This is a genomic window from Bradyrhizobium oligotrophicum S58 (genome assembly GCF_000344805.1).
GTDB classification, from domain to species: Bacteria; Pseudomonadota; Alphaproteobacteria; order Rhizobiales; family Xanthobacteraceae; genus Bradyrhizobium; species Bradyrhizobium oligotrophicum.
Genome location: NC_020453.1, coordinates 3832198 through 3844519 on the forward strand (window position 1 = coordinate 3832198; position 12322 = coordinate 3844519).

The 12322-nt window shown below is 65.0% G+C and carries 12 protein-coding genes; 7 read left to right on the plus strand and 5 right to left on the minus strand.

The features are described from left to right. Positions 1-175 precede the first annotated feature (175 nt). The gene (locus S58_RS16505) at positions 176-760 is read right to left on the minus strand and encodes a CoA-binding protein (protein WP_015666483.1); all 585 of its coding nucleotides are present in this window, start codon (positions 758-760) and stop codon (positions 176-178) included. A gap of 254 nt (positions 761-1014) precedes the next feature. After that, a complete protein-coding gene (locus S58_RS16510; protein WP_015666484.1) occupies positions 1015-1836 on the minus strand; it encodes an enoyl-CoA hydratase in 822 nt (273 codons plus the stop codon). 84 nt (positions 1837-1920) lie between these two features. Between S58_RS16510 and S58_RS16515 the strand changes: the two genes are divergently transcribed. From S58_RS16515 to rpsI, 3 genes are all read left to right on the plus strand, one after another. Further along, positions 1921-2349, plus strand: a complete 429-nt coding sequence (locus S58_RS16515) for a PaaI family thioesterase (RefSeq protein ID WP_015666485.1) — start codon at positions 1921-1923, stop codon at positions 2347-2349. A gap of 157 nt (positions 2350-2506) precedes the next feature. Further along, complete coding sequence (gene rplM / locus S58_RS16520) at positions 2507-2971, plus strand: 50S ribosomal protein L13 (protein ID WP_015666486.1); 465 nt, start codon at positions 2507-2509, stop codon at positions 2969-2971. Position 2972: 1 nt separating this feature from the next. Then, complete coding sequence (rpsI, locus tag S58_RS16525; protein WP_006611043.1) at positions 2973-3455, plus strand: 30S ribosomal protein S9; 483 nt, start codon at positions 2973-2975, stop codon at positions 3453-3455. Between the two features lie 91 nt (positions 3456-3546). Here the strand turns inward: rpsI and S58_RS16530 are convergent, their stop codons facing one another. Then, positions 3547-5631, minus strand: a complete 2085-nt coding sequence (locus tag S58_RS16530) for a LamG-like jellyroll fold domain-containing protein (protein WP_015666487.1) — start codon at positions 5629-5631, stop codon at positions 3547-3549. 388 nt (positions 5632-6019) lie between these two features. Between S58_RS16530 and S58_RS16535 the strand changes: the two genes are divergently transcribed. The 3 genes from S58_RS16535 (at position 6020) to S58_RS16545 (ending at position 8223) form a co-directional block, all read left to right on the plus strand. Next, on the plus strand, positions 6020-7243 hold the full coding sequence (locus S58_RS16535; protein ID WP_015666488.1) for a GGDEF domain-containing protein: 1224 nt from the start codon (positions 6020-6022) through the stop codon (positions 7241-7243). 85 nt (positions 7244-7328) lie between these two features. After that, the gene (locus tag S58_RS16540; protein ID WP_015666489.1) at positions 7329-7631 is read left to right on the plus strand and encodes an antibiotic biosynthesis monooxygenase family protein; all 303 of its coding nucleotides are present in this window, start codon (positions 7329-7331) and stop codon (positions 7629-7631) included. Between the two features lie 37 nt (positions 7632-7668). Continuing rightward, a complete protein-coding gene (locus S58_RS16545) occupies positions 7669-8223 on the plus strand; it encodes an HD domain-containing protein (RefSeq protein ID WP_015666490.1) in 555 nt (184 codons plus the stop codon). Here the strand turns inward: S58_RS16545 and S58_RS16550 are convergent. Continuing rightward, positions 8205-9485, minus strand: coding sequence for an MFS transporter (locus S58_RS16550; protein ID WP_015666491.1), 1281 nt, complete (start codon positions 9483-9485; stop codon positions 8205-8207). The two genes, S58_RS16545 and S58_RS16550, sit on opposite strands and share 19 nt — an antisense overlap. A 441-nt stretch (positions 9486-9926) precedes the next feature. Here S58_RS16550 and S58_RS16555 point away from each other — a divergent pair, with 441 nt between their 5' ends. Beyond that, on the plus strand, positions 9927-11096 hold the full coding sequence (locus S58_RS16555; protein ID WP_015666492.1) for a M20 aminoacylase family protein: 1170 nt from the start codon (positions 9927-9929) through the stop codon (positions 11094-11096). Between the two features lie 18 nt (positions 11097-11114). Here the strand turns inward: S58_RS16555 and S58_RS16560 are convergent, their stop codons facing one another. Further along, complete coding sequence (locus tag S58_RS16560; protein ID WP_015666493.1) at positions 11115-12263, minus strand: AI-2E family transporter; 1149 nt, start codon at positions 12261-12263, stop codon at positions 11115-11117. Positions 12264-12322: the final 59 nt, after the last annotated feature.

A 12322-nucleotide genomic window follows, 5' to 3' on the forward strand; every position in this document is an offset into this window, starting at 1 on the left:
GGTGGATGATGGGAGACGGTGTCGACAGCGCGCATTTGTGCGCCTCCACGTCATCCCGGCGAAGGACATTTGCCACCGGCCAGGATGGCGTCAAGGTGGGCTGCGACAAACAATCGGATTTGAAATGCGTTGCTGTGTCGCGCCACTGAAGCGACACGTTCCTTTCGCAGATGCGTTACGTGGGATCGCTTCTGTCCTTTGCGGCGCGGTCGGCCGCTGTGGTGGCGCCGCCGCCGACGCTGGTGCGGTTGAGAGACAGTCGCATGCCCTGGGTCGGGATCGGCGCGCGCTTGGCGCTGATGGTGCGGGAGTTGACGCCCATCCAGGAGATCTCCGACGACAGCCGGCCGTATTCGATCTTGGGGCAACGGTTCATGACCACCTTCATCCCGGCGGCCTCGGCCTTCTCGGCCGCCGCATCATCACGTGCGCCGAGCTGCATCCAGATCACCTTCGGCAAGGGTGAGAGCTTCAGCGCCTCGTCGACCACGGGCATGATGTGCTGGGAGCTCCGGAAGATGTCGACCATGTCGAGCGGACGGCCGATGTCGGCGAGCGAGGCGACGAAGGGCCGGCCCATCAGGCTCTTGCCGACATGGCCGGGGTTCACAGGGATCATGTCATAGCCGCGCTGCACCAGATATTTGAACGCGAAGAAGCTCGGCCTGATCTCCGATGGCGAGGCGCCGACCATCGCGATCACCTTCACGCCGTTCAGGATGCTGCGGATGTAGTCGTCGGGATAGGTGTCGTGATTCATGGGCGTGCGCTTCTACTCGTTGTCGTCATTCCGGGGCGTGCGCAGCACGAGCCCGGAATCCATAACCACGATCGGGAGTATGGATTCTCAGATGCGCAATTGCGCATCATAGCTCGCCCTCTGGGTGCCCCGGAATGACGAAGTTAGTGAGACCGTCATTGCGAGGAGCGAAGCGACGAAGCAATCCAGGGGCTCGGGTGGGACTCTGGATTGCTTCGCTGCGCTCGCAATGACGGGGGAAAGTGCGGGGTAAACTACTCATCCCGCCACGTGGGCGTCCGCTTGTCGATGAAGGCGCCGATGCCTTCCTCTGCGTCGCGGGCGAGCATGTTCTGCGTCATCACCTCTGCCGCATAACGATAGGCGTCGGCAAGGTTCATTTCGGCCTGGCGGTAGAACGCCTCCTTGCCGAGCTTGACCGTGTAGGCGGATTTGAGCGCCACTTGTTGTGCCAGCGCAATCGCCTGATCGCGTTCCGTGCCGGCTGCGACCACGCGGTTGACGAGGCCGATGTCGCGGGCGCGGGCGGCCGGCACCGGCTCGCCGGTCAGCAGCATCTCCATCGCCTGCTTGCGGCTGATGTTGCGCGACAGCGCCACCATGGGCGTCGAGCAGAACAGGCCGATATCGACGCCGGGCGTAGCGAAGGCTGCCGCCTCGGAGGCCACGGCGAGATCGCAGCTCGCGACCAGTTGACAGCCGGCGGCCGTGGCGATGCCCTGCACGGAGGCGACGACGGGTTTGGGCAGCTGCACGATCGCCTGCATCATGGCGCTGCAGGCGTTCATCAGCTTGGCGAAGAAGGCGCGTCCGCGATCGGCATCGTTGCGACGCGCGGTGAGCTCCTTGAGGTCATGTCCGGCGCAGAACGCCGGGCCGTTCGCTGCAATCACCACGGCCCGCACGGCCTTGTCGGCACCGATCTCAGCCAGGGCCTGATGCAGCTCCGTGATCAGCGGCTCCGACAGCGAGTTGCGCTGCGCCGGCCGGTTAAGTGTCAGCACCGCGACGGGTCCCGCCATCTCGCGCAACAGGATCGGCGCATCGGCGGCATGGGCGAGGGCAGGAGCAGGCATTGCGGTTTCCGTTTGGCGATTTCCGTGTGGGCGCGTCGTTGCGGCTAATGTAACAGAAGGCAAGGCGACAGAGCAGGGGGAGACATGACAGCGAAGATGACACCAGCGGACATCGAAGCGTTCCTGCACGCGGAATTTCCGCAGGCGTTCCGGACCGGCGGCGACATTTCGATCGAGAGCGCCGACGGCAGGAGCTGCCGGATGCGCCAGCGCTTCAACGAGCGCATGTTGCGCCCCGGCGGCACGGTCTCCGGGCCGACCTTGATGGCGCTGGCCGATTTCGCGATGTACGTGGTGCTGCTGTCGGCGATCGGGCCGGTCGGGCTCGCCGTGACCACGAATCTCAACATCAACTTCCTGCGCAAGGGCGCGGCCGGCGCCGATGTGCTGGCCGAGGCACGGATCTTGAAGCTCGGCAAGCGGCTGGCGGTCGGCGAAGTCACGCTATTGTCAGGAGAATCGCCCGATCCGATCGCCCACGTCACGGCCACCTATTCCATTCCGAACGCGTGATGATTTCGAGGGTATTATTGCACCATATTTACAAGTCTCTGTTTTTACTGTATTAATTTCTCGTGGATGGCGTTGACGAATGCAGGCGGCTTCTCTAGAAGCTGCGACCAGTTCGGCGCGTCACCGCGCCGCAATCTCCCTTTCACGGAAATCTCTCATGAAAACCTTTTCGGCAAAGCCGGCCGAGGTCCAGAAGAAGTGGGTCGTGATCGACGCCAAGGGTCTGGTCGTCGGTCGTCTCGCCACGCTGGTCGCCATGCGGCTGCGCGGCAAGCACCTCCCGATCTACACGCCGCACGTCGACTGCGGCGACAACGTCATCATCGTCAATGCCGCGCACGCCGTGCTGACCGGCCGCAAGCGCGAGCAGAAGGTGTACTACAAGCACACCGGCTATGTCGGCCACGTCAAGGAGCGCACTGCGCGCCAGATCCTCGAGGGGCGCTTCCCCGAGCGCGTGATCGAAAAGGCTATCGAGCGCATGATCCCGCGCGGGCCGCTCGGCCGCGTGCAGATGGGTAACCTGCGTGTCTATGGCGGCCCCGATCACCCGCACGAGGCGCAGAGCCCCGAGAAGCTCGACATCGCGAAGTTGAACCGCAAGAACACGAGGGCCGCATAAGATGGCCGAAAGCATCCAGTCTCTCGATCAGCTGTCGCAGCTCAAGGGCGCCGTCACCGCGCCGGACGCTCCGAAGTATGAGAAGAAGGTCGACAAGTTCGGCCGCGCCTATGCCACCGGCAAGCGCAAGGACGCGGTCGCCCGCGTCTGGATCAAGCCGGGCTCCGGCAAGGTCACCGTCAACACCCGCGACATCGAAGTCTACTTCGCCCGTCCGGTGCTGCGCATGATGATCGAGCAGCCGATGGTCGTCGCCGCCCGCAAGGGGCAGTACGACGTGATCTGCACGGTCGCCGGCGGCGGTCTGTCCGGCCAGGCCGGCGCGGTCCGTCACGGCCTGTCCAAGGCGCTGACGAACTTCGAGCCGGAGCTGCGCAGCGTCCTCAAGAAGGGCGGCTTCCTGACCCGCGACTCGCGCGTCGTCGAGCGTAAGAAGTACGGCAAGGCCAAGGCCCGCCGCTCTTTCCAGTTCTCGAAGCGCTGATCTCCTGGGTTCGGTTACGGCCGGATCCATCAGCTTCACATACGTACGGGCGCCCTTGCGGGCGCCCGTTTTGTTTGTGACGTTGCGCGGATCAGGCGCTGGCGCGGCGCGCGGTCAGCCACTGGCTCGGCGCCAGCGGCTTCGACACCACGCGGACCTCGCCGATGCTGCCGATGAAGCCGTCGGACGGCGCGCGATCCCACCAGCCGCAGCCGAGCGCCCAGGGCTGGGACGCCGCCACGCTCGCGATGCCATTGCCGCCGATCACGCTGCGCACGACGGGCGCGCCCTCGATGTAGAGCACGGTGGAATTATCGGCGGGATCGTTGACGATGGCGAGGTGATACCAGGTGTCGAGCATGATCTCGCCGGACCAGTCGGTCTGCGGCTGCTTGGTCGAACTCGACGGCACGATCTCCCACTGCACTTCGCGCAAATTCGAGATCGCGAACAGGATCGGCGGCGATTCCGGATCACCGCCGGCATAACCCGGCAGCCAGCCGCGATTGCCGAAGCGGGTCAGGATGTTGCACCAGGCGTGGTCGGCGGCCTTCCAGTTCGGATCGATCTTGATGAAGGCCTCGACCGTGTAGCCGGATGCGAACGTCGCGGCGTTGATCGGCGCGTTGGCCGCGGTCGTGAACCAGCTGAAGCGGCCTGCACCCTGCTTGGTGGTGTTGAGGAACTGGACGCTGCCCGGCGCTGACGATAGGCGATGCTTGTCGGCGGTGAAGACGACGTCGGCGACCTGGGCGGCGCCCGCGAGCGAGGCGCGCTGCATCGGGTTCGCCGCGGTGAGGTCCGACAGCGCAGTGCCGGCCGCAACGGCCTTGCCGATCGCGTTAGTGTCGATCCGCCAATGCGCCACGGTCTCGGCGACAAGGGAATAGTCCTGCGCGTTCGCGGGCGGCACCACCACCGGCTCCGGCGCTTCGGTGTAGTTGGCGTAGAGATCCTGCTTGACGCGTGGCAGGATCGGCGTGCCGGCGAAGGCCGGCAGGTGACAGAAATTGGTGAAGCGCGAAAAGCGCCGGCGGAAGTCGATGTCGATGGAGAACTCGTGATTGTCCTCCGTCAGCCAGGCGCGGTCGAACTGCTTGAGGCTGTCCTTCGGCTTCTCGACCACCCAGGGCGAGAACGAGGCGACGTCGATCTTGTTGGCCGTGAAGTCGAACTCGTACAGCCGCATCAGGCCGTTGCCGCCCTGATAGGCCATCTGGTAGTCGACGACCATCTCGAACACGGGATTGTGGAAGTCGTTGACCTTCGTCAGCAGCGCGCCGCCATGGTAGTGGCCGTTCAGGGTCATGAAGATCTGGTCGTTGCTGCGGATCAGCTTCTCCCAGAGATACTGGCCGTAGGCGACCTCGAGCGGGCTCGTGCCTTCATTGGCGATGTTGAGCAGCTGGTGATTGGCCAGGATGACAGGAAACATCGGGTGGCGCGCGATCATGCTGCGCGCCCAGGCGATGGCGTCGTCCGAGGCGCGCCAGGACAGCGACAGCACCATGAAGCTGACGCCGCAGGCGTGGAACACATGCGCCTCGTGCCAGCCGCTCGGATGACGCTCCAGGAACGTGCGCTGCTTCGCGGCGCGGCTGGCCGGAAACCAGGACAAATACGGCTCGGACGTGCCGCGCTGCGCATCGGTGCCCGCGCTCTGGCTTGCCGCGCTCTCGAACTCCAGCGCCTGCAGCACGTCGTGATTGCCGGCCAGCACCGAATACGGCCGTCCGGCGTTCTCCAGCAGCTTCATCGCGGCGTCCGCAACCGCCCATTGCTGCGGATGCTTGGACTGGTCGACGACGTCGCCGAGATGGATCGTGAACGGGATGTGATACTTCGCGGCATTGTCGACGATGAACTGCGTCTGCGCCGGGTAGGGCGTGCTGCCATATTGGCGCTGATAGGCCTGGCCTTCTTCCGACGTCGCATAACGGGAGTAGAACTGCGTATCGGGGAGGACGGCGAGCGCGAAGCTGGTCGTGACGTGATGATGGTGAGGATGCATGCGCCAATGCGCGTGCGCGGCCTGGCCGGGCAGCAGGCTGGCGCCGAGGCCCAGCGCGGAAACCCCCATCGCGTTGCGCAGCAGCGTGCGTCGGTCCATGCCGTGGGCCGTCTCCGGTCCGCGCGCCACCTGCTTGTCGTTTGATGAATCGTCGTCGAAAGACATTCTCGTTCCCACCATGAGCGGCGGATCGCGCCGCGGCGGGAATGTGTTAGGGAGATATGATCTCAAATTTGAGAAGGTTTCTTTTCGTTTCCATGAGCCGTGCAGCAGAACCGGGAAGTCCTTGATTCAGCACCCACGGTCCGCAACTGTCGTTGGCATCGTTGGGGATTTTGCAATCAAAGCGGGCGCTGCCGTCGAGCACTTGCTCGTCTTTTTGATTCCTGTTTGCTGCACTTTACGCAGCAATTTGCCGACGAGTTGCGTCTAGCTTTTCGAGAAAAGTTGGTATCCCAGGCAAACCTCTTTCCAACAAACCGCCCGCTAGGTTGATCGTGACAAGGCTGCGCTAACCAAAGTTTCCGCGCCGCCACAGCAACCGAGGTGATGGATGGCGCTCGACAGCATGACCCTCGACATCGTAGCGACGATGGTCGCGGCGCTGCTTGGCGCCATGTTGCTCCATTTCGGCCGACAGGAGAACACGCCGGCGCTGCGCTGGTGGGGCGCGGCCTACATTCTCGGCGCCGTCGCGATCGCGCTGTGGACGCTGGTCGGCGAGCTCTATGGCGAGGTGGTGTCGCTGGTCCTGAGTTCGATCGGGCTGATCGCCACCGCCATGGTGTGGAATGCGGCCCGCGTGTTCCACGGCAAATCGCCCAGCGGGCCGGGGCTCGCGCTCGGCGCGACCGTCTGGATCGTGGGCGGCATGCTGATCGATCCCTCGGCGCAGGCACTGCGACTGACGATCGGCGCCGCGCTCGTCGTGATCTACGCAACGCTGACGGCCGCCGAGCTGTGGCAGGAGCGGCGGCGGACGCTGCACAAGCGCTGGCCGGCGCTGATCGTGCCGGTGATGCACGGCTTCGTCCTGATGCTCCCGATCCTGCTCGGCAACGTGCTGCGCGATTCCGATGGCGCATTCGCTGCGGCCTGGGTGACGATCTTCTCGATCGAGCTCGTGCTCTATGCCGTCGGCACCGTGTTCGTGATCTTCATGCTGGTGTCGGAGCGCATCGTCAGCGCCCACAAGCGCGCGGCGACCACCGATCCTCTCACCGGGCTGCTCAACCGGCGCGGCTTCGCCGATGCCTGTGCGCAGATGATCGATCGCGAGGCGCGCGAGCAGCGGCCGGTCAGCGTTCTGATCTTCGACATCGATCATTTCAAGTCGATCAACGACAGCTTCGGTCATGCCGAGGGCGACGAGGTCCTGAAGCTGTTTGCGAAGGTCGTGGTCGACAATCTGCGCCTCACCGATCTTTCGGGTCGGATCGGCGGCGAGGAGTTCGCAGCACTTTTGCCCTGCTCGATCGATGAGGCAATGGTCGCGGCCGAGCGTGTCCGTGAAGCATTCGCGGCCTCCGGCGTGGTGTGCGAGGACAAGCCGGTCGATACCACCGTCAGCATCGGCGTCGCCGGCGGGCCGGCCTGCACCGAGCTCGACGTGCTGCTCGCGGCCGCCGACACCGCGCTCTACAAGGCCAAGCGTTCGGGGCGTAACCGTGTCGAGGCGTCGGCCGAGCTGCCGCTGTCGCTGGACCGCTACCGCCGGCAGCGCGCAGCTGTCGCGATGCCGCGGGTTCAGCCGGAGCAGGCGGTCATTTCCAACTGAGTCCTTGGCCGGCAAGGCGCGGCTTTCTCTCGACTTCCGTCTGGGCTAGACACGGTCTCCAGACAACGAGGGAGGCCGACAGACCATGATCACGGAAATCGCCCAGATCGACGTCAAGCCGGGCACGGAGAAGGATTTCGAGGCCGCGGTGGCCAAGGCGCGCGCTGCCTTCGGACGCTCCAAGGGGTTTCACGGCTTCGAGCTGCACAAGTCGGTCGAGAAGCCGCAGCGCTACCGCCTGATGGTGAAATGGGAGACGCTGGAAAACCACACCGTGGATTTCCGCGGCTCGGAGAACTTCACCGAGTGGCGCGGCCTGGTCGGGCAGTATTTCGCCGCGCCTCCGGATGTCGAGCACACCGAGACTGTGCTGACCTCGGCCGGCTGAGACCGCGTGTGTCCGCTGCTCCGGACGGAACTCCAGCATGACGCATGACGATCTGGTCGAAGCCTACTCTGCACCGGGGCGGCACTACCACGATCTTCGCCACGTCCAGGATTGCCTCGGATGGCTCGATCGCGTCGCGGACCTCAGCGTCCGCGACCGTGAGATCCTGACCCTGGCGATCTGGTGGCACGATGTTGTCTATGATCCCACGCGGCCCGACAATGAAGAGCAGAGCGCGCTCCTCGCCGAGCGTCACGTCGTGGCCGGGCTGCGTGACGAGGTCGGACGCCTGATCCGGCTGACTCGGACGCACAATGTCGCGCCCGATGACCGGCTCGGTGCGCTGCTCGTCTCGATCGATCTCGCCATTCTCGGCGCCGACGAGGCCAGCTACGACGCCTATGCGGATGCGATCCGGCGCGAATATGCCCATGTGCCGGATGAGGCCTACCGCGCCGGGCGCGCCGCCGTGCTGGAGCGGTTCGCAAACCGGCCGGTGATCTATCCGGATGCGGATTTTGCTGCCGCGCTCGACCGGCAGGCGCGTGCGAATCTCGCGCGCGAGCTGCGAGCTCACGCTCTCCTGCGATAGACGGCCATGCCGAGCAGGCCGACCGCGGCGGCGAACATGATGTAGTAGACCGGCGCAGTCTTGTCGCCCGTGGTCTGCACCATCCAGGTGTTGATGAACGGCGCAAGGCCGCCGAACAGCATGACGCCGAAATTGTACATCAGCGATGCTCCCGTGGCGCGGACGCCGACGGGATAGATCTCGGTCATGAATGCCGGCACGGCGCCGCCGAGAACGCCGAGGATCAGGCCGACCGCCTGCAGCTGCCACAAATGGGCGGTGGTCGGCTCCGCCACCAGCTGCTTGAACAGCACGTAATAGAGGATCGGATAGAGCAGCAGCGCAGGCACGATGACTCCGCGGCGTCCGATTTTGTCCGAGAGCAGGCCCGATGCGAGACCGAGTGGCACATTGGCGAGGCTGACCGCAAGCAGCCCGAGCTGCGCATCGCTCAGTGGCAGTTTGAGTTCGCTCGCGGCATAGGCCGGCAGGAACACCCCGCCGACATAGTAGATCGCGGTGCCGGCTGCGATCAGTCCGAACGACGCCAGCAACTCGCGCGGATGCTTCGTGAAGAGCTGGCCGAGGGTGGTTTTTCTCGAGGGAGCCGCGCTGGCCGCCTTCTCGGTCAGATAGGCCTGGAATTCCGGCGATTCTTCGCATCTGCGGCGCAGATACCAGCCGACCGGTCCGATCAGGATTCCCAGGATGAACGGCACCCGCCAACCCCAACTGGCGAAATCCGCAGGCGACAGGGTCTTGCCGAGCATGACGGCCATCATCGCGCCGAGGGCGAAGGCGAGCGCTTGCGACACCGTTTGAAAGGCACCGTAGAAGCCCTTGCGGCCTTCAGGCGCGAACTCGATCAGCATGGCACTCGCCGAGCCGAATTCGCCGCCGGCAGAAAATCCCTGGATCAGGCGGGCGAGCAGCAGGAGAATAGGGGCGACGATGCCGACGGACGCATAGGTCGGAAGCACGCCGATCAGGCCGGTGCCGAAAGCCATCAGCGTGATCATCACGACGAGCGCCTTCTTGCGCCCGTAGCTGTCGGCGTAGAGGCCGAACACGAGCCCGCCGAGTGGCCGCGCGGCAAAGGCGATTCCGAAGATCGCGAAGGTGGAGAGCAGGGATGCCATCGGATCGTCGGCAGGAAAGAACAGCTTGCCGATGATGGCGGCGAACAGCCCGAACACGGTGAAGTCGAACCATTCGAGGGCATTGCCGATGGTCGAGGACATCACGACGCGACGGCGCATCGCGTCGCCGGACACGTGTTGCATGACTGACCTGTCCATCTATTCGAGGACGTCGTTGACCGGAGAGCGGCTGGGCTGCGGCCCAGCGAGACAGTTCCAATTTACGATGCCGAGAAGCGCTGTCCAGCCCGATGTCTGCGCGCCTGCTGCAAATCGGATGTGGGGCCTCGTGTCACGACGTCGCACAGAACCTCGGTGGCAAGCGCCACAGCCTTTTTGGTGCGTCCCGGATTGATACAGCCGTTGGATAGTGCGTGACCCGTTGCTGGGATGCAGCGCGCGCAACCTCGCATGAGCAGATGTGGCTTGTCTTTTGCCCGCGCTCCACGTGCAATGACGGGCGTCGCTCGTCGCCAGACGACGGCACTACGAGTCTCCCGCGATCCGGGCCTTGGTTTCGATCTTGCCGCGGGCTTAGCCGAAGCTCAGAAGCGCAGCCGCACGCTTCATCACCTGGGACAATTTATGCCGATCATCAACCGCGCCGCCGAGCTCGCCGAAGACGCCAAGGTCTGGCGCCGCGATTTCCACCAGCATCCCGAACTGCTCTACGAGGTGCATCGGACGGCGGCGCGCGTCGCCGAACTGCTGACCTCGTTCGGTGTCGACGAGGTCGTCACCGGCATCGGCCGGACCGGCGTCGTCGGCGTGATCCGCGGCCGCGAGCCGTCGCAACGGGTGATCGGCCTCCGCGCCGACATGGATGCGCTGCCGCTGCAGGAAGTCAGCGACATCCCGCACAAATCGACCATTCCAGGCAAGATGCACGCCTGCGGACATGACGGTCATACCGCGATGCTGCTGGGCGCTGCGCGCTATCTCGCCGAGACCCGCAACTTCGCCGGCACCGCCGTCGTCATTTTCCAGCCGGCCGAGGAAGGCGGGGCCGGCGGCCGTGCCATGGTCGATGACGGCATGATGGAGCGCTTCGGCATCGAGGAGGTCTACGGCCTGCACAATGCGCCGGGCCTCCCGCTCGGAACCGTCGCGACGCGCACCGGTGCCATCATGGCCGCGGCCGACACCTTCGAGGTGCGCCTGAAGGGTCTCGGCGGCCATGCCGCGCGGCCGAACAAATGCGTCGATCCGATCATCGCCGGCGCCCAGATCGTGACTGCGCTGCAGACGATCGTGGCGCGCAACGTCGATCCGGTCGAGAGCGCGGTGCTGTCGATCACGCGCTTCCATGCGGGGACCACGGCCGACAACATCATTCCGCAGACCGCTGTCATCGGTGGCACCGTGCGCACGCTCGACGAGGATATCCGCCGTTTGATGGACGAGCGCTTCAAGAGCGTCGTGACGGGGCTCGCCAACGGCATGGGTGTCGAGGTCGAGATCGACTACGAATGGGGCTATCCGGTCGTGATCAATCACGCCGAGCAGACCGCGTTCGCGGCGGACGTGGCGCGCAGCGTCGTCGGAAATGATCAGGTCAAGACCGACATGCCACCCCGGCTCGGCGGCGAGGATTTCGCCTACATGCTCCAGGTACGTCCCGGCGCGTTCGTGTTCATGGGCATCGGCGAGGGGGCCGGCGTGCATCACCCCGAATATGATTTCAACGACGAGGTGATTCCGCACGGCATCAGCTATTGGGCCAAGCTGGTCGAGACCGCGATGCCGGCCGGCTGAACAGCGAAAGGCTGACGCTCAGATCGCGGCCGCGGCGTCCTCGGTGTGGCGGTCGCTCTTGAAATAGTCGATCATGACCTTGGCGATCGCCATCAGCGGCAGCGCCAGGGTCAGGCCCCAGACGCCGAACACGATGCCGAGCAGGATCTGAAACGCGAACAGCGTCGCCGGCGGGATATCCAGGGCCTGGCGCTGGATCAGCGGCGTCAGCACGTAGCTTTCCATCGCGTGGACGCCGAGGAACAGCACGAAGGCAGAGACCGCCGCGACCCAGCCTGAGGCAAGGCTCGCCAGCACCACGATGACGCCCGCGATGATGGCGCCGACGGTCGGAATGAAGGCGAGCAGGCCGGCCTGGATGCCCAGGATGAACGAGCTCTGGACGCCGATGATGGCAAGCCCGATCCAGGTCACGAGAAACACTGCGAACATGGTCGTGATCTGGGCGATCAGCCAGCGCTCCAGCGTATAGCTGATGCGATCAACGATCACGGTTGCCTGGTCGCGGTACTTCGCCGGCGCCAGGAACAGCAACCCGCTGCGATAGACTGCGGGCTGCGCCGCGAAGGCCAGCCCCAGGAACAACACGATGAAGAAGTTGCCGACGGCGCTGACGGTGCCCAGCAGCAGCTTGAAGGTCTGGCTGACGATGGCGCCGCCGGAGGAGGCCAGCGCGCTCGGCGAGGGCAGGCCGCCCGGCAGGCCATGGGACGGGGCTTGCGTCGGCGTGGTCGAGCCGCCATCGGGGGCGGCGGTGGCCGTGTTGGCGGCGTTGAAATCGAAGAAGCTGGTGTCGATGCCGTTGCGGTCGAGGAAGCCTTTGATGTTGCCGAGCTGCGACTTGATCGTGTCGCTCAGCACCTTGGCCTGGTCCGCGATGGTGGTGCCGCCCAGGAAGACGATGCCGGCCAGCACGGCCGCGAGCGCAACGCAGACGATGGCAAGCCGCACCGGATGCGGCCAGGGCAGCACGCGGCCGAGCAGGCTGGTCATGGCATTGAGCGCGACGCCGAGCAGCATGCCGGAGAACAGCAGGAACAGCGCCGCAGCGTAATACCAGCTGAAGGCCAGCGCCGCCAGGAACAGGATCACCCCGATGCCGCCCACGGTAATGGCCCAGGCCAGGTCGCTGCGGGCCTGAAGGCGTGGGTCTGCGGGGGGGGGCATGAGGCGTCCTCTGTGCTGATCGGCCCTCCCACATTGGCGAAAACCGCTGGCGGATCAAG

Bases quoted from the DNA above. Each gene is read 5' to 3' on its own strand.
- rpsI (WP_006611043.1), top strand. From the start codon at position 2,973: ATGGCCGAAAGCATCCAGTCTCTCGATCAGCTGTCGCAGCTCAAGGGC.
- S58_RS16515 (WP_015666485.1), top strand. From the start codon at position 1,921: ATGACAGCGAAGATGACACCAGCGGACATCGAAGCGTTCCTGCACGCG.
- S58_RS16505 (WP_015666483.1), bottom strand. From the start codon at position 760: ATGAATCACGACACCTATCCCGACGACTACATCCGCAGCATCCTGAAC.
- S58_RS16555 (WP_015666492.1), top strand. From the start codon at position 9,927: ATGCCGATCATCAACCGCGCCGCCGAGCTCGCCGAAGACGCCAAGGTC.
- S58_RS16550 (WP_015666491.1), bottom strand. From the start codon at position 9,485: ATGCAACACGTGTCCGGCGACGCGATGCGCCGTCGCGTCGTGATGTCC.
- S58_RS16530 (WP_015666487.1), bottom strand. From the start codon at position 5,631: ATGTCTTTCGACGACGATTCATCAAACGACAAGCAGGTGGCGCGCGGA.
- S58_RS16545 (WP_015666490.1), top strand. From the start codon at position 7,669: ATGACGCATGACGATCTGGTCGAAGCCTACTCTGCACCGGGGCGGCAC.
- S58_RS16560 (WP_015666493.1), bottom strand. From the start codon at position 12,263: ATGCCCCCCCCCGCAGACCCACGCCTTCAGGCCCGCAGCGACCTGGCC.
- S58_RS16510 (WP_015666484.1), bottom strand. From the start codon at position 1,836: ATGCCTGCTCCTGCCCTCGCCCATGCCGCCGATGCGCCGATCCTGTTG.
- rplM (WP_015666486.1), top strand. From the start codon at position 2,507: ATGAAAACCTTTTCGGCAAAGCCGGCCGAGGTCCAGAAGAAGTGGGTC.
- S58_RS16535 (WP_015666488.1), top strand. From the start codon at position 6,020: ATGGCGCTCGACAGCATGACCCTCGACATCGTAGCGACGATGGTCGCG.
- S58_RS16540 (WP_015666489.1), top strand. From the start codon at position 7,329: ATGATCACGGAAATCGCCCAGATCGACGTCAAGCCGGGCACGGAGAAG.